14 protein-coding genes are annotated in these 15,377 nt (G+C 57.4%); 10 read left to right on the forward strand and 4 right to left on the reverse strand.

Annotation, left to right across the window (positions count from 1 at the left end; genetic code table 11):
- Nucleotides 1-84: 84 nt before the first annotated feature.
- Both PVT68_RS14400 and PVT68_RS14405 read right to left on the reverse strand, forming a co-directional pair.
- Nucleotides 85-2,052 (reverse strand): L,D-transpeptidase family protein, encoded by a 1,968-nt coding sequence (locus PVT68_RS14400; RefSeq protein ID WP_280319191.1) that lies wholly within the window; start codon nt 2,050-2,052, stop codon nt 85-87.
- Nucleotides 2,053-2,342: 290 nt separating this feature from the next.
- Nucleotides 2,343-3,173, reverse strand: coding sequence for an NRDE family protein (locus PVT68_RS14405; protein ID WP_280319194.1), 831 nt, complete (start codon nt 3,171-3,173; stop codon nt 2,343-2,345).
- Between the two features lie 89 nt (nt 3,174-3,262).
- Between PVT68_RS14405 and lgt the strand changes: the two genes are divergently transcribed.
- The 10 genes from lgt (at nt 3,263) to PVT68_RS14455 (ending at nt 11,941) form a co-directional block, all read left to right on the forward strand.
- Nucleotides 3,263-4,135 carry a prolipoprotein diacylglyceryl transferase gene (lgt, locus tag PVT68_RS14410; RefSeq protein ID WP_280319196.1) on the forward strand — a complete coding sequence of 291 codons (873 nt, stop codon included), beginning with the start codon at nt 3,263-3,265 and terminating at the stop codon, nt 4,133-4,135.
- A 37-nt stretch (nt 4,136-4,172) separates the two neighbouring features.
- Complete coding sequence (locus PVT68_RS14415) at nt 4,173-5,006, forward strand: thymidylate synthase (protein WP_280319198.1); 834 nt, start codon at nt 4,173-4,175, stop codon at nt 5,004-5,006.
- The gene (locus PVT68_RS14420; protein WP_280319199.1) at nt 5,006-5,533 is read left to right on the forward strand and encodes a dihydrofolate reductase; all 528 of its coding nucleotides are present in this window, start codon (nt 5,006-5,008) and stop codon (nt 5,531-5,533) included. Before PVT68_RS14415 ends, PVT68_RS14420 begins: the two co-directional genes overlap by 1 nt.
- A gap of 273 nt (nt 5,534-5,806) precedes the next feature.
- Nucleotides 5,807-6,589: a DUF3450 domain-containing protein gene (locus tag PVT68_RS14425; RefSeq protein ID WP_280319201.1), complete on the forward strand. Its 783-nt coding sequence runs from the start codon at nt 5,807-5,809 to the stop codon at nt 6,587-6,589.
- Entirely contained in the window at nt 6,586-7,956 is a 1,371-nt protein-coding gene (locus PVT68_RS14430) for a MotA/TolQ/ExbB proton channel family protein (protein WP_280319203.1), read from the forward strand. Before PVT68_RS14425 ends, PVT68_RS14430 begins: the two co-directional genes overlap by 4 nt.
- 14 nt (nt 7,957-7,970) lie before the next feature.
- Complete coding sequence (locus PVT68_RS14435; RefSeq protein WP_280319205.1) at nt 7,971-8,498, forward strand: MotA/TolQ/ExbB proton channel family protein; 528 nt, start codon at nt 7,971-7,973, stop codon at nt 8,496-8,498.
- 148 nt (nt 8,499-8,646) lie between these two features.
- Nucleotides 8,647-9,048: an ExbD/TolR family protein gene (locus tag PVT68_RS14440; RefSeq protein ID WP_280319207.1), complete on the forward strand. Its 402-nt coding sequence runs from the start codon at nt 8,647-8,649 to the stop codon at nt 9,046-9,048.
- Between the two features lie 5 nt (nt 9,049-9,053).
- Nucleotides 9,054-9,677, forward strand: coding sequence for an energy transducer TonB (locus PVT68_RS14445; protein ID WP_280319209.1), 624 nt, complete (start codon nt 9,054-9,056; stop codon nt 9,675-9,677).
- Between the two features lie 12 nt (nt 9,678-9,689).
- Nucleotides 9,690-11,027 (forward strand): tetratricopeptide repeat protein, encoded by a 1,338-nt coding sequence (locus PVT68_RS14450; RefSeq protein ID WP_280319211.1) that lies wholly within the window; start codon nt 9,690-9,692, stop codon nt 11,025-11,027.
- A 248-nt stretch (nt 11,028-11,275) separates the two neighbouring features.
- Nucleotides 11,276-11,941: an energy transducer TonB gene (locus PVT68_RS14455; RefSeq protein ID WP_280319214.1), complete on the forward strand. Its 666-nt coding sequence runs from the start codon at nt 11,276-11,278 to the stop codon at nt 11,939-11,941.
- A 101-nt stretch (nt 11,942-12,042) separates the two neighbouring features.
- Here PVT68_RS14455 and ilvD read toward each other — a convergent pair whose 3' ends face one another.
- Entirely contained in the window at nt 12,043-13,878 is a 1,836-nt protein-coding gene (ilvD, locus tag PVT68_RS14460) for a dihydroxy-acid dehydratase (RefSeq protein WP_280319215.1), read from the reverse strand.
- Between the two features lie 171 nt (nt 13,879-14,049).
- Entirely contained in the window at nt 14,050-15,363 is a 1,314-nt protein-coding gene (argA, locus tag PVT68_RS14465) for an amino-acid N-acetyltransferase (RefSeq protein ID WP_280319217.1), read from the reverse strand.
- Nucleotides 15,364-15,377: the final 14 nt, after the last annotated feature.

A 15,377-nucleotide genomic window follows, 5' to 3' on the forward strand; every position in this document is an offset into this window, starting at 1 on the left:
GAATAACTGCCGGGCGGTTGGCCCGCCCGGCAGTTGGCGGGCAGTGAGTAGGGGTTAATTTAAGGGCGGTCAGTCGAACCGCAATCAGTTGAACTGGTTGGCCGCGAGGCCGTCTTTACCGTAGATGTCGGGGCGGAAGTGCATGCGGCCCTGGCCGTCGACCCAGGCGGTCCAGTAGGTGAGGTAAACCTTCACGTTACTGGTCATTTTCACCTCGGTGGTTTCATCTCCGGTGGTCAACTGCTCGATGCGGTAGCGGGTCCAGTCGCCGGGTTCGTCCCGCAGCAGTGCTTCGGCCAGCTGCCGGGGTTTGGCGAGGCGCACGCAACCGTGGCTGTAGTCGCGGTCGGTGAGACCAAACAGGCTTTTGGCGCGGGTGTCGTGAAGGTAGATATCGTCCACGTTGGGGATTTCGAACTTTATCCGACCGAGAATATTCTGCTCACCGCCTTTCTGGCGCATGAGGAAGCCGCCGCTGGCCGCGCTGCGCAGGTTCTGGTCGGTCAGTGGCAGGTAGTCACCGCTGCCATTCACCACCCGATAGCCCATGTTCTCCATACCGTGGGGGTTGGCGCGGGCCTTGGGCAGTATCTCTTTGACCAGAATACTGCGGGGTACTGTCCAGGTAGGATTGAAGACGACACGAGCGACCCGGGTATTGATTTCCGGCGTCTGGTGAATCTTTTTGCCCACCACAACGTTCATGGACAGTTTAATACGGTCACTTTCCACGTAGTTGAGGGTGTATCCCGGGATATTGACCTGGACAAAGCGCTCACCCAGGTTGGCGGGCAGTTGCTCGCGCCGGCGGATATTGTTTTCGATGATATGCGCCCGTGCGGTGGGGGAAATATTCAGCCGTTCACGGGTTTGCTTGCCAACGATCCCGTCGGATTTTAGCCCGTGGCGGGCCTGGAAACGCAGTACCGCTTCGTGCAGGCGCTGATCGAACTTGTTGCTGTTGTCAGTACTGTAGCTGTAGTAGTCGCCGTACAGCGCCAGCATATTGCGCAGGTGCACAACGTTGGGATGTTTGGCACCGAGGGTCATGGCTGGACCTGCGGGCAGGGGGCGCCAGCGCCCGGAGTTGGCCATATCCCGGTAGCGGGCCAGTTGTTCGCGCAGGGCCTGGGCGTCGTTGCCGAAGGGGCTGTTTTCCTCGACGTACATGCCCTCGCCATGGGAGGGCGCCAGGCCCGAGCCCTCATCGGCGAGGCTGCGAAAACGCGGCATTACTCGGGGATAGGCCTGCGGATAACTGCGGCTTGAGTAGCGGGATGAGTGGCTGGTGCCATAGCGCGAGCCACTGCTGTAAACCTGGCCGCGGCTCTGGGTACTGTAGCGGGAGCGGTCCACGGACTGGGTGTTGGGACTGCTGCGGTTATAGCCGCGGAAATACTGGCGCCCACTGTCGTTGGCGACATAGCTGCGGGCGTCGGCAAGGTAGCTCCTCACATCCGCGGTATAACCACGGGCGCTGGCCATCTGGAAACCGCCCTCGGTCAGGTTTACCGGGGTGATGTCTTTGCGACGCAGGCGCGGGTGCTGCTTGGGACTCTGGGGCGTGAGTTTGTCCAGCTGCGTATCCTGGGCGTAGGAGATGAAGGCGTCGGTCAGCAACACATCCAGTACCGCAGCCATCTGCAGTCGCTGGGGGGTGTCCCGCAGGGTGCGGTCGAAATAGCCCAGGTGATAGCGGTAGTCGACCATGCTGCTGGGATTGCCAGAGCTCGAGGCCGTGAGCTGTTTGAGCAGGTCATTGGCGGTATCGCTCAGGCTGTAGTTGTCGAACCACAGCAGACGGTAGTCGGTGCGGCGATAGATGCGGCGTACGGCCACCGGGTTGAAGATCGGGTCCTGGGCGGGCCAGGCGTCGGGGTTGTCCTCCAGCCAGTTCACCAGGTGCGGACGCACGGCATTCTCCGGGAGTACCGGCACCGTTTCCTGGTTGGCGGTGAACGCATAATAGAGGGCAAATGCGCACAGGCTGCCGAGAAATAGGGCCGGCAGCGGAGATTTGCGTTTGCGACGCTCTGGAATGAAATATGACATGGTACCTCAGCGATACTGCAGGGCGCCGGTATACAGTGCGGAAGCCGGGGCCCGATCGTTCATACCTTCCCAACCTTCGGCACACCAATCCTGCAACGATCAACGGCAACAAGCCCGTCGACGGTGTACCTAAGCCGAGCATCCCGCGCGACCTTCCTTTTATAAAGGCGTATCCCGAGTACGCGTTGCGCGTTTCTCAACATCCGCCTGCCTGTGAAATTAAGTATGGCAACAAATGCGAAATTTGCTTGGCGCCAAATACATTTCACATTATCGCGTCGTTAGGGGGGCTACTGCGGGTACGGTGGTGGCGCGAGGTAAAAATACGCAGCTTCGCGGTCAATCCGGCCATCGTTATAGCGCTGCTCCCAGAAATTGACCGCACCTGTGGCGTCGACCATGACCAGTGTGCTGGCGCGGGTACCGTAACCGCCGGTTTCAGGCGCGAATCCCTGATTGGGCGGGATGTGGATAAATATCGGCGCCAGCGCGCGCTCCAGTTGCCGCCCGACACCAGTATCCGGCAACTGGGAATCGGCAGGGGTTGTTGCGTCCTGCAGCAGTGCCATTGAGGGGGCCAGCAACGTCTCCGCAGGTGCTGCTGCAGGTAGTGACTGGATAAGACTAGCCAGTCTGAGCTTTCCGCTTCGGACCTTGGGCCAGGGCGCATCTGCGGCACCGTTGGATATGCCGTGTATCCCGGAAGTGAAGGGGAAGGGGGCGTGGCGGTTGCCGGCGCAGATCAGCGGGACTTCTGCCTGCGGGTCGTACAGCAGGGCATTGAAACCCCGGTAACGCTCCCCGCTCAGCTGCAGTTGTGCGGAAAATGCCCGGGGTGAGGACCCGGAGGCAAGGAACTCCACCGGAATCTCACCCCGCGACAACATATTTGGAGGCTCTGCGGCACCGGGCTCGCGCACATTGGTGACTGCCGCTATCCGGCCACCGTTGGTGGCACCCAGCCAGGTGCCCCCCGCCGCCAGGTCTCGCCCAGCCAGCAGTGGCGGTGTGTCCCAGACCGCGGCGGGGGCCGTGGGGCGTTGGTAGAATTCGTCCCGGTTTGCCAGCAGGATCAGCGGATAGCGGGGATGCTGGCGGTAGGCGATCAAAAGCAGGCACATGGAATTTTTTCTCGGTTCCCATCCCGGGCTTAAATTGCAATGCGTTTCCAACCATAATAACGCCCACTTTCACTAACCGCGGTTTGAGCATGCTGACTTACCCCGAGATTGACCCTGTTGCCGTGGCCATAGGGCCGTTGAAGGTCCACTGGTACGGATTGATGTATCTGGCGGGTTTTGCCGCCGCCTGGTGGCTGGCCATGCGCCGGGCACAGAAGCCCTGGTCACCGGTGATCAAGTCCGAAGTAGAAGACCTGATCCTGTTCTGCGCCATCGGTGTCGTCGTCGGCGGCCGTCTCGGTTACATGTTCTTCTACAACTTCAGCGAACTGGTGGCGCACCCACTCAGCCTGTTTAAGGTGTGGGAAGGGGGTATGAGCTTCCATGGCGGACTGATCGGTGTGATGCTGGCGGCAACCCTGTATGCACGCAAGATCGGCACCACCTTCCCGGCGTTGATCGACTTCGTCGCACCGCTGGTGCCCATCGGCCTAGGCCTTGGTCGCATCGGTAATTTTATCGGGCAGGAACTGTGGGGTAGGGAAACCGATGTGCCCTGGGGTATGGTGTTCCCGAAAGATCCAGAGCTGTTGGTACGCCACCCGTCCCAGCTGTATCAGGCCTTCCTTGAGGGGCTGGTGCTGTTTGTGGTGCTATGGATCTTTTCCAGCAAGCCGCGCCCGCGCCTGGCCGTCGGCGGAATGTTTGTTCTGATGTATGGCATCTTCCGCTTTGTGGTGGAATTCGTGCGCCAGCCGGACGTCGGTATCGAGGTCATGTTCGGATGGCTGACTCGAGGACAATTGCTGAGCCTGCCGATGATCGTTGCCGGTATTGCGCTGCTGGTGTGGAGCTACCGCACGCAGCCGTTGCCGGAGGGGCGTGGCCAGGGTGAGGAAACACCTACTGCTAAAAGCACCGCCAAGTCCAAAAACGGTACCACCAAGCGCGAAGCCAATTGAAACGCGAAGCCAAATTGAAAATAGCCAGGTTATATAAATGAAGCAGTATCTGGACCTTATGCGCCATGTGCGCGATGAGGGCACCCTCAAGAGCGATCGCACAGGAACCGGCACCCGCAGCGTGTTTGGTTATCAGATGCGGTTTGACCTGGCCGAGGGGTTCCCGCTGATCACCACCAAAAAATGCCACCTGCGCTCGATCATCCATGAGTTGCTGTGGTTCCTGAAGGGCGATACCAACATCGCCTATCTGCAGGAAAACGGCGTGCGCATCTGGGACGAGTGGGCGACGGAAGAGGGCGACCTGGGGCCGGTTTACGGTTACCAGTGGCGCTCTTGGCCTACCAGTGATGGTCGTCATATCGACCAGATCAAGGATCTGGTGCAGCAGCTTAAAACCCGCCCGGACTCCCGCCGCCTGATCGTCAGTGCATGGAACCCGGCGGACCTGCCGGATGAAGGGGTGTCACCGAGTGACAATGCCCGCGCCGGTAAGATGGCGCTGGCGCCCTGCCATGCCCTGTTTCAGTTCTATGTGGCCGACGGCAAACTGTCCTGCCAGCTGTACCAGCGCAGTGCCGACATCTTTCTCGGTGTGCCCTTCAACATTGCCTCCTACAGCCTGCTGACCCTGATGCTGGCACAGGTGTGTGATCTCGAGCCGGGGGACTTTATCCACACCTTCGGTGACGCCCATCTGTACTCCAACCACATGGAACAGGTTGAAGAGCAGCTGTCGCGGCAGCCGCTGCCACTGCCTCAGATGCTGCTGAATCCTGAAGTGAAGGATCTGTTTGGATTCCGCTTCGAAGATTTTGAACTCAGGGGGTATGAAGCCCACCCGCATATTCCGGCACCGGTGGCGGTGTAATGGCGGCTGATACTACGCAGGAAATACCCCTGGCGATGATCGTGGCGATGGCGCGGAATAATGCCATCGGCCGTGAGAACACCCTGCCTTGGAAAATTTCCGGTGATCTGCAATTCTTCAAACGCACCACTTTGGGTAAGCCTGTGCTCATGGGGCGTAAGACCTTCGAATCCATTGGACGCCCGCTGCCGGGGCGGGAGAACATCGTTATTACGCGAAATCCGGCCTGGTGCACCAATGGGGTGCGCGTCGTGTCATCTTTGGGGCAGGCGCTGGCACTGGCGCAGCAGCTGGCGCAACACGATGGCGCGGAAGAGGTGATGGTCATTGGTGGCGCAGAAATCTACCGGCAGGCAATGCCCTTGGCACGGCGTTTGTATATCACCGAAGTGGATGCTGAGGTGGAAGGAGACGCCTTCTTCCCGGCCCTCGGAGACGAGTGGCGGGAAGCCGGTAGGGATTGTTACCCGGCCTCAGACAAAGACGAATATAGCTACTGCTTAGTTCAGTACGACAGGTATAAATAAAGAACAATTTGACCAAAAGGCAACCTTTCGGTAGTTTTGGTCAATTGTTGTACAGTGTAAGCCGCCGCAAATGTGTGCATTGGTCCGGGATGTGTTACCCGGGTGTTACCTTGTGACACAGGTAGGGCGACTCGGTCATTCGGCATTTGAATAATCAATTCGGCTGTTTACAATGTGCGGCTCTTAGCTGTCTTCAAACCAAAAAACTACCGCGTTGTGGCAGCTAATTCATCGCGACCATGTTGTGAAATATTGAACCCACTGGGGGGTCTAATGAAAACCAAGCGATTCATGGCTGTGGCGCTGACCACTGCGCTGTCTGCCGGCGCACTGTACGGTAGCGTAGCCACTGCGGATACCATCGATACCGTGCTCAAGGTCGGCGAGCAGAAAACTGCTGCCGCAACTGCATCTCAAAAGCGCATCGACAAGATCGCTCAGGAAACCTCCGACCTGCTTCAGCAGTTCAAGGTTGTGAACAAAGAGATTGACGGTCTGCGTGTGTACAACCGTCAGCTCGAAAAACAGCTGGCTAACCAGCTCTCCGTGATGAAGGACCTCGATGAGTCTATCGATCAGGTAACCGTGATCGAGCGTCAGATCCAGCCGCTGATCCTGCGTATGCTGGATGGCCTGGAGCAGTTCATCGAACTGGACGCCCCCTTCAAGTTGGCCGAGCGTAAGTCCAATCTCGAAGGTGTTAAGAACAATATGGACCGTTCCGATATCACTGTAGCGGAGAAATTCCGTCAGGTGCTGGAACTGTACAACTTCGAAGCGGAATACGCGCGCAAGATCGACAGCTACGGCGACACCCTGAACGTGAACGGTCAGGACCGCGAAGTAAACGTGCTGCAGATCGGCCGTATCGCCCTGGTAGCTCAGACCACCGATTCCAAAATCTCCCTGGCTTACGACAAAGCTCAGAAAGCCTGGGTTGAGATTGACGATGGCGAATACCGTCGCGCCATCATGCAGGGTCTGAAAATCGCCAAGAAACAGGCCACTACCGACATCATGACTATGCCGATTCCGGCTCCGGAGGCTGCGCAATGAAAACCTCTATCGCCAAACGCGTACTGGCAGTAGCTGCCGCGGGTCTGATCAGCGTTTCCGCTGTGGCCCAGGACAAAGCCAGCTCTCTGGACCAACTGCTGAAGATGGTTCAGGACTCCAAAGTTGCAGAATCTGCCGAGCACAAAAAGCGTGAAGCAGACTTCCGTCGCCAGAAGGCCAATCAGGCTGGTCTGCTGACCCAGGCTGAAAACACCCGTACCTCTGAAGAAGCCCGCTCTGCGGCGCTGGAGAAGAAGTACGAAGAACAGGAACTGCTGGTTCAGCAGAAGCGTCAGCAGCTGGATGACCGTCTCGGCTCCCTGAAAGAGCTGTTCGGCCACCTGACTTCTACCGCTGGCGACCTGCGCGCCAACCTGGATACCTCTCTGGTTTCCGCTCAATACCCTGGCCGTGCCGAGTTCCTGGATCAGCTGATCGACAAAATGAACTCCGCCACCAAACTGCCGACTATCAAGGAAATCGAGCGTCTGTGGTACGAACTGCAGCGTGAAACCGTGGAATCCGGCAAAGTTGTTAAGTTCAACGGCACCGTGATCCTGCCCGACGGCGAACAGGCCGAGCAGGAAGTGGTACGTATTGGTAACTTCAACCTGGTTTCCAACGGCAAGTATCTGGAAATGAACGACAACCAGAAAATGGCCGAACTGATCCGTCAGCCTGACGGCAAGTACCTGAGCATGGCTGCTGACCTGCAGGCATCTACCAGCGGTTTCAGCCCTGTTGGTATTGACCCCACTGGTCCTACCGGCGGTTCTTACCTGAAAGCCATGATTGCGAGCCCGAGCATCATCGAGCGTTGGCATCAGGGTGGCATCGTGGGTTACGTAATCAGTGCTGTTGGTGCCATTGCTCTGCTGCTGGCTCTGTGGCGTCTGGTTGTTCTCTCTGGCGTAGGTGCCAAAGTGAACGCTCAGCTGCGCTCCACCACCCCGAACACCAACAACCCGCTGGGTCGTGTTCTGGCTGTGGCTGAAGAGAACAAAGGTGTCGACGGCGAGACTCTGGAACTGAAGATGGAAGAAGCGGTGCTGAAAGAGCGTCCGGCCATCGAATCCGGCCTGAACCTGCTGAAGATCATCGCCATGGTAGCCCCGCTGCTGGGTCTGCTGGGTACCGTTACCGGTATGATCATCACCTTCCAGGCGATCACCATCTTCGGTGCCGGTGATCCGAAAGCAATGGCTGGCGGTATCTCCTCTGCACTGGTAACCACCGTTCTGGGTCTGGTTGTGGCTATCCCGACTGTACTGCTGCACACCATCGTGAACGGCCGTGCCAAGCGTATCCTGCACATCCTGGACGAACAGAGTGCCGGTATCGTTGCAGAAAACGCCGAGCGTAAATAATAGGAGGCGGCAACATGCACGCATTGAATGACGCATGGGCCGCCGTTGTCGCCTTTATGGCGTCGGGCGGGCCAGTACTACTTCTGATCGCCGGCCTGACCTTCTTTATGTGGACGTTGATTTTCGAGCGGTTCTTTTACTTCAAAGGTGGCCTGAAGCGTGATGTTCAGGGCGCTGTGGACACCTGGGAGGCGCGCCCCGAGCGCAAATCCTGGGGTGCCCACCAGATCCGCTACGCGCTGATTTCCCGGGTATCCGAGAAGATTCAGAGCAATATGGACATGATCCAGACCTGTGTAGCCCTGGCGCCGTTGTTCGGCCTGCTGGGTACCGTTTGGGGCATGATCAACGTGTTTGAAGTTCTCGCGATTACCGGCGGTGGTGATGCCAAGCAAATGGCCAGCGGTGTATCCATGGCCACCATCCCGACGATGGCCGGTATGGTGACTGCACTGTCCGGGGTATTTGCTAATACCTATATCACCCGTACTGCCGAGCGTGAAACCCAGCTGCTGGAAGACCATCTGACGATGGATCACTAAGGCACCACAACAGCGTCGCCGACGTGGCCGACAGGGCGCGACGGTGACGGAGAAGGTTTAGCCAACACGGGAGCTTCCATCTCCACAGTGCGATGGAGGTTCCTCAGGGCCGAATCTCGCTATTAGCATTTCGCTAGAGAGAGTTGCAATGAGCAGAAAACAGAATACGGCGGAAGAAGAAGGACAAGCGATTGACCTCACGCCCATGCTGGACGTGGTGTTCATCATGCTGATCTTCTTCATCGTCACTGCGACCTTTATCAAGGAGCCGGGTGTCGATGTAATCAAGCCGGAAGCGACAACCGCTGATCTCAAAGCCGCCTCGATTCTGGTAGCGATTAACGACAACAACGAAATCTGGATTGCCAAAGAGAAGGTAGATGACCGCCTGGTGAAAAACACCCTGGAACGACTCTACGCGGAAAACCCGAAAGGGTGGTTGGTAATTCAGCCCGATAAAAAGGCGAGTATCGAGAAGGTTGCCCTGATCGCGGATGCGGCCAGGAAGATCGGAATCGATAAAGTGTCGGTCGCTACAGAGAAGAGTTAACAGCTATGAACCCGGTAAGACTAGTAGGGGCGGGTGCGCTGGCAGTAGTCACCACCATTGCCCTGATCTTCACCATGCATGCGCTGATTGAAGCCAACATGAAGGCTCCCGATGAGGAAGAGCCTATCAGGGTGGCGGATATCGTAATGCCGGAAACGAAGATCGAAACACAATACGATACCAGCAAGCCGGACAAACCCGACGAGCCCGAGCAGCCGCCGCCCGATATGCCGGAGCCGGAGTTTGACCAGCCGGACGTAGACAATGCCCTGAACATGTCTGCCCCTGCTGCCAACGCCGACCTGAACGTAACGGGTATTGGTGGTTTCGCCTCTGAAGGTGACTACCTGCCCATCGTGAAGGTTCAGCCGCAGTATCCGCGTCGCGCTCTGCAGCGTGGTATCGAAGGCTGGGTGATCGTGGAATACACGGTGACCAAGAACGGTTCGGTACGGGATCCGCGCGTGGTAGAAGCATTTACCCTCGACGGTAACCCCACCACCATCTTCAACAGTGCGGCGGTCAAGTCTGCGTTGAAGTACAAGTACAAGCCGCGGGTTGTTGACGGCGAGCCGATTGAAGTGCCTGGTGTAAAAACCAAGATCAGCTTCAACCTGGCCAAGAACTAATAGGGGACGCATATGATTATGACGACCGTGACGAAAGGCTTGTCCAAACTCGTCCTGCGCACGTCCGTAGCGCTGCCCCTGGTCCTTGCACCGGCAGTCAGCGTTACCGTATTGGAAGCAGCAGGTGTATCTGCTTCGTTCGCCCAGGCACAAGCCCAGAGCGAGCAGAAGACCCGTAAAACACCGGCGATGCGTGAAAGTGCCTTCAAATATCTCGGCAAAGCGCAGGAAGCTGCGGATGCCCAGAAATGGCAGGAAGCACTGGCCGCGCTGCGGGAAATGGAAGCTGGCAAGGACAAACTGAACGGCTACGAAGCCGCACAGATGTACTACTTCTACGGCTTCGTTTACTACAGCATGGATAAGTATCCGCAAGCCATTTCCTACTACAAGCAAGTACTGCAGCAGGGTGAAGAAAACCTGCCGGTAGCGCTGGAAGTAGGCACCTTGTTGACCATCGCCCAGCTGTACTTCGTTACCGAAGACTACAAGGAAGCGGTGAACTACCTGAATCGCTGGTTCAAGGTATCCGACAAGGTAAATGCGGACTCCTACGCCCTGCGCTCCCAGGCTTACTACCAGCTGGGTGACAACGACAAGGCACTGGCCGATATCAATCAGGCCGTGTCCATGTACGAAAAAGAAGGCAAGGTACCCAAGGAAAACTGGTTCGGCCTGCAGCGTTTCCTCTACTACGAGAAAAACGACTACAGCAAGGTCACCAATGTTCTTGAGAAGCTGGTGAAGCACTACCCGAAAGGGGAGTACTACAAGCAGCTGGCAGGTATGTACGGCGAGCTGAAGCGTGAAGACGATATGCTTCACATGATGGAAGCTGCCTACATCGCAGGCGCCCTGCAAAAAGAGAAAGAGCTGTTGAACATGGCTTATCTCTTTATGGGTGCTGAAATGCCGTACAAGGCCGCGAAAGTGATCGATAAGGGCATCAGCGAGAAGAAGATCCCGCGCAACTCCAAGAATCTGGAAACCCTGGCTCAGGCTTACCAGATGGCTCAGGAGCTGCAGAAGTCGATTCCTGAGCTGGAAGCTGCTGCAAGTATGTCTGATAAGGGCGACCTCTACTCTCGTCTGTCGGGTATTTACCTGGACCTGGACAAGAACAAAGAAGCCGTCGATATGGGTAGCAAGGCGCTGAAGAAGGGCGACATCAAGCGTCCAGATCAGCTCTACCTAACCTTGGGTATGGCCAGCGCCAACCTGAAGAAGTATGACGATTCACTGAAGTACTTCAAAAAGGCTCTGGACGATGACCGCTCGAAGAAGTTTGCTGAACAGTGGATTACCTTCGTAAAAAATGAGCAAGAACGGGAAAAGCAACTGGCAATGTAAGCCGTAACTTTTCTTCGGAGCATTCAAGGCCGCACATTGTGCGGCCTTTTTTTGTATGTTTTCCCTGCAATATGTCTGTTTCGCCGGCAATATTTGGTGTCGCCATAAAAATAAACGGGAATTATTTGCATTTTCGCCAGAATCAACTAAATACTGAAAGTAGCTGATCAGCTTTTTCCACCGCACCGCCATCTCAGTGTGCGCCGGTGCGACCAATCAACACCTGAAAATAAAAAAGGAGAGGTGTTATGGAGCAGGCTTTTCTCAGCAGTCGTATTTATCAACTGACAGACCCGCCATTTTCCCCATCTATCAGGCTTGGTCAGCTGGCGCGCAGTGGCAGTTTTGCCTTGGGAGTCACCGGGCTGTTGCTGCTCGGTATGACCCAACTGATTGCCACCGATTACGGTGCGCCACCGGTTGAACCAAGCCCCGCAATAGCACCGATTCATATGCCGGATGTGAAGCCAACGGTATATACATCGGAACAGGTACCTAAACCCCAGGAACTTCCGCCGCAGATCCAGCCTACAACAACGGAGCAAGTGGTAGATCCGGGAAAAATTTCCACCAGCTTTGATCCTCCCGTGGTTACGAAAAAGAAATTCGACCCGACCATCATCAACGCCGATCCCCTTCCCATATACAAACCGGCCCCCCGTTATCCACGCAGGGCGTTGGCGCAGGGTATGGAAGGCTATGTGGTGGTGGAGTTTACGATCAGCAAAAACGGCAGTGTGAAAAACCCAAGGGTGGTCGGCGGCTTCGATAGCGCTGGTGCCCCCACGGATCTGTTCGACCGCTCGGCGCTGAATGCAGTGGAGCGCTTCAAGTACCGGCCACCAATGTCGGAGGGGCAACCGGTGGAGAAACACGGCGTGCGTAACCGCATTGTCTTCAAGCTGGCCAAGTAAGAAGTAAGAACATTGGAAAGGAGCAATTAAAAATAGCGGGCGTTGTGCCCGCTATTTTTATCGTTTTCGGTACATCAACCGGAACGCGTGTTACGTGGATGTCAGTCGATTTCTCGCACCGCACCCCTGTCGGCGCTGGTGGCAAGCAGGGCGTATGCCTTGAGTGCCTTGCTGACCTTGCGCGGGCGCGGTTTGGTCGGTTTCCAGCCATCGGCGCCCTTGTGGTTCATGGCCTCGCGGCGACGGTGCAGTTCCGCCTCCGGAATATCCACTTCGATCAGACGATTGGGGATGTCGATACGCACCAGATCGCCATCCTGCACCAGACCAATATTGCCACCGCCCGCTGCTTCCGGAGACACGTGGCCAATGGAGAGGCCGGAAGTGCCGCCGGAGAAACGGCCATCGGTGATCAGTGCGCAGGATTTGCCCAGTCCCTTGGATTTCAGATAGCTGGTGGGGTAAAGCATTTCCTGCATGCCGGGGCCGCCCTTGGGGCCCTCGTAGCGCACGATGACGGCCTCACCTTCCTTCACCTTACCCTCGAGGATATTGGATACCGCGTCTTCCTGACTCTCGACGATATGCGCCGGGCCCTCGAACTTCCACAGTTCCTCTTCCACTCCTGAAGTTTTCACTACGCATCCGTCCGGCGCGAGATTGCCGAACAGTACTGCGAGGCCGCCCTCGGCGGAGTAGGCGTGTTCTACCGAGCGGATACATCCTTGCTCGCGGTCGCCATCGAGATTGTTCCAGCGACAGTCCTGGCTGAACGCCTGCTGGGTGGGAATACCCGCGGGGCCGGCGCGGAAAAACTTGTGCACTTCGGGATTGTCGGTGCGACGGATGTCCCACTCCTCCAGCGCCTCACGGAAGGTGCGGCTGTGCACCGTGGGCAGGCTGGCATCGAACAGGCCACCGGCTTCCAGTTCACCGAGAATCGACATCACGCCACCGGCACGGTGTACGTCCTCGATATGGTATTTCTGGGTATTCGGCGCCACCTTGCACAGCTGCGGGATTTTGCGTGACAGGCGGTCGATATCAGCGAGGGTAAAGTCCACTTCGCCTTCCTGGGCTGCAGCGAGGAGGTGCAGAATGGTGTTGGTGGACCCCCCCATGGCAATATCCAGTGCCATGGCATTGCAGAAGGCGCCGCGGCTGGCAATGGAGCGCGGCAGCGCCGAGAGATCGTCTTCGTCGTAATAGCGCTTGGCGAGTGCAACGATCTCGCGGCCCGCGCGCAGGAATAACTGCTCGCGATCTGCGTGGGTGGCGAGCATGGTGCCGTTGCCCGGCAGTGACAGACCCAGTGCTTCGGTCAGGCAGTTCATGGAGTTGGCGGTGAACATACCGGAGCAGGAGCCGCACGTGGGACAGGCGGAGCGCTCGTATTCTGCTACCTGTTCGTCGGAGGCATCGTCAGTGGCGGCGATCACCATGGCATCTACCAGGTCCAGCTTGTGGTCTGCGAGCTTGGTCTTGCCCGCTTCCATGGGGCCGCCGGAAACAAAGATCACCGGAATATTCAGGCGCAGTGCTGCCATCAGCATTCCGGGGGTGATTTTGTCGCAGTTGGAAATACATACCAGCGCGTCGGCGCAGTGGGCGTTCACCATGTATTCCACTGAATCGGCGATGATTTCGCGGCTGGGCAGGCTATAGAGCATACCGTCATGGCCCATGGCGATGCCGTCGTCCACCGCGATGGTGTTGAACTCCTTCGCCACACCGCCGGCCTTCTCGATCTCCCGCGCCACCAGCTGGCCCATGTCTTTCAGGTGCACGTGCCCGGGCACGAACTGGGTGAAGGAGTTGGCCACGGCGATGATCGGTTTGTGGAAGTCGTCGTCCTTCATGCCGGTGGCGCGCCACAGGGCGCGGGCGCCGGCCATATTGCGGCCAGCGGTGGAAGTGCGTGAGCGGTACTGAGGCATAGCGGTTCTTAAACGTGGTGTTAATTGGACGATAGGCCTGACGAGCAGGCCGGGCACGGAGATGCCCGAGAGCGCGACAGGTTAGCAAAATGAAAAAATTTTTGCGCGGTTCCTATTTCTGGCCTGAACGGGCGCAAGAACTGTCCGTCTTGCACCCATTTACTCGCAACTCTATTGCGTAAGCAGGCTCTTGCGTAAAACGCGAGAATTGCGCTGGATGTTGTACAGGGATTTACGACTGGCGGGAAGCGTTGATACATCCACCTGGGAGAAGCCTCGCTCGATAAACCAGTGTTCGGTCTGGGTGGTGAGCACATAAATCTCTGCCAACTCCAGGGCCCTTGCCTGCCGCTCCAGATGCTGCAACAACTTGGCTCCACGGCCGCCGCCGCGAAACTCCGGGTGTATGGCAACGCAGGCGATTTCTGCAGCGATGGTGTCCCCCTGATCGTCGAGGATCGGGTAGAGCGCTGCACAGGCAACGGGGGTACCGTCCACTTCGACCAGGGTGAAATGGTCGATCTCAGCCTCCAGTTTTTCCCGCGAGCGGCGCACCAGGATGCCCTGTTTTTCCAGTGGACGGATCAGCCCAAGAATACCGCCTACATCATTGATGCGTGCACGCCGGATCACCTCATAGCTGTCGCGATAAATCATGGTGCCCACACCTTCGCGGCTGAGCAGCTCCTGCAATATTGCGCCGTTATCTGCATAGCTCAGCAGGTGCACTCGCTGGGTGCCGAAATTACACGCAGTGATGGCGCAGCGCAGGGTTTCACTGTCTACGGTATCCGCCACTTCCTCGGCCTGATGAATACTCAGGTCGTACACCGGTTCACCGTCCAGCTCCAGCTGTGGCAGATCGCGAAACAGAATCAGCTTTTCTGCGTTGAGCGCCTTCGCGGCTTCTGCGGCGAGGTCCAGATAATTCAGGTTGAACAGTTCGCCGGTCAGCGAAGTGCCGAAGGGTGACAGTAATACAAGGGAGTTCCCCTCCAGCGCGCGGCTTATGGCCTGCACCTCCATGCGCCGTACCTGTCCGGTCCAGCGCATATCTGTGCCGTCGATTACCCCTACCGGGCGCGCGGTGACAAAGTTCCCGGAAATCACCTTGAGCGCGGAGCGCGCCATCGGGGAGTCCGGCAATCCCTGGGAAAATGCGGCTTCGATTTCGAAGCGCAATTTTCCCACCGTGGCCTTGATCACTTCGAGCGTATCCCGGTCAGTAATGCGGGTATTGCCGTGAAAACGGTTTTCGATACCGGCGCTTTCCAGCGCGCGATTCACCTGCGCTCGGGCGCCGTGCACGAGTACCAGGCGCACGCCCAGGCTGATCAACAGCGTGAGGTCGTGCACCAGATTGCGGAAATTTTCATGCTCAAACCCTTCGCCGGGAATGGCAACCACCAGGGTTCGTCCGCGCAGGTCATTGATATAGGGCGCGGCGTTACGGAACCAGTTGAGGGTGGTGTTTTCGGTATTCACGATCGTTTCGCTTC

Source organism: Microbulbifer bruguierae, from assembly GCF_029869925.1.
Taxonomy (GTDB): Bacteria; Pseudomonadota; Gammaproteobacteria; order Pseudomonadales; family Cellvibrionaceae; genus Microbulbifer; species Microbulbifer bruguierae.

Excerpts from the sequence above, each read along its gene's own strand:
- PVT68_RS14450 (WP_280319211.1), top strand. The coding sequence starts at position 9,690 with ATGATTATGACGACCGTGACGAAAGGCTTGTCCAAACTCGTCCTGCGC.
- PVT68_RS14435 (WP_280319205.1), top strand. The coding sequence starts at position 7,971 with ATGCACGCATTGAATGACGCATGGGCCGCCGTTGTCGCCTTTATGGCG.
- PVT68_RS14420 (WP_280319199.1), top strand. The coding sequence starts at position 5,006 with ATGGCGGCTGATACTACGCAGGAAATACCCCTGGCGATGATCGTGGCG.
- lgt (WP_280319196.1), top strand. The coding sequence starts at position 3,263 with ATGCTGACTTACCCCGAGATTGACCCTGTTGCCGTGGCCATAGGGCCG.
- PVT68_RS14445 (WP_280319209.1), top strand. The coding sequence starts at position 9,054 with ATGAACCCGGTAAGACTAGTAGGGGCGGGTGCGCTGGCAGTAGTCACC.
- PVT68_RS14405 (WP_280319194.1), bottom strand. The coding sequence starts at position 3,173 with ATGTGCCTGCTTTTGATCGCCTACCGCCAGCATCCCCGCTATCCGCTG.
- PVT68_RS14440 (WP_280319207.1), top strand. The coding sequence starts at position 8,647 with ATGAGCAGAAAACAGAATACGGCGGAAGAAGAAGGACAAGCGATTGAC.
- ilvD (WP_280319215.1), bottom strand. The coding sequence starts at position 13,878 with ATGCCTCAGTACCGCTCACGCACTTCCACCGCTGGCCGCAATATGGCC.
- PVT68_RS14415 (WP_280319198.1), top strand. The coding sequence starts at position 4,173 with ATGAAGCAGTATCTGGACCTTATGCGCCATGTGCGCGATGAGGGCACC.
- PVT68_RS14455 (WP_280319214.1), top strand. The coding sequence starts at position 11,276 with ATGGAGCAGGCTTTTCTCAGCAGTCGTATTTATCAACTGACAGACCCG.
- PVT68_RS14430 (WP_280319203.1), top strand. The coding sequence starts at position 6,586 with ATGAAAACCTCTATCGCCAAACGCGTACTGGCAGTAGCTGCCGCGGGT.
- PVT68_RS14400 (WP_280319191.1), bottom strand. The coding sequence starts at position 2,052 with ATGTCATATTTCATTCCAGAGCGTCGCAAACGCAAATCTCCGCTGCCG.
- PVT68_RS14425 (WP_280319201.1), top strand. The coding sequence starts at position 5,807 with ATGAAAACCAAGCGATTCATGGCTGTGGCGCTGACCACTGCGCTGTCT.